1 protein-coding gene is annotated in these 547 nt (G+C 46.1%); it reads right to left on the bottom strand.

Annotation, left to right across the window (positions count from 1 at the left end; translation table 11 throughout):
* Nucleotide 1 precedes the first annotated feature (1 nt).
* A partial coding sequence (locus VF724_RS21355; RefSeq protein WP_371756246.1) for a transposase occupies nt 2-547 on the bottom strand: 546 nt, incomplete at its 5' end.

The raw sequence follows: 547 nt of genomic DNA, 5'->3' as shown, positions 1-547 counted from the left end.
CTCAACTTTCGCAGCTGAATTTAGGCAGTAAACCCTTGATGTAATTGGGCAAACCGGAGATCCAGTCATATAGTTGACGAAAGATTGAGGTTTTATCTCGTTTAGTCTTTGCTTCGACGACATCCAGAAAAAATGCCATCAATTGCTGTAATGCGGTTTTCAAATCCAAATCGCGCACTTCATCTGAAAATAAATAGAATAAACCGCCCAGTGACCGTGCATCGTTTTCCTGCCGTCGTTCCCACTCCATAACGAGGTAGCGGCTAAAGACAATTGTTGTATGGCTAACGAGCATATCAAACGAGCGTCCTTGGAACTCTGTACCGAGCTTGAGATAGGACTTTGTAAACTTGAAAAACGTCTCAATGCTCCATCTCATGCCGTAGATGCGCACAATCTCTGCCGCATCCAAGGTCACATCGGTGCTGAGTACAACGAGCCAGTCTCGACGTTTATTGCGGTTCTGTACAAATACCAACTTAACCGGCAACCCGCATCCCGTCTTGACGATCACGGATCCCAGAATCTCAGCGGATTTACTTCCAGG

This window comes from Ferviditalea candida (assembly GCF_035282765.1).
GTDB lineage: Bacteria > Bacillota > Bacilli > Paenibacillales > KCTC-25726 > Ferviditalea > Ferviditalea candida.
The sequence above is the reverse complement of the archived record's forward strand: the minus strand, read 5'-3'. Positions and strand labels throughout refer to the sequence as shown.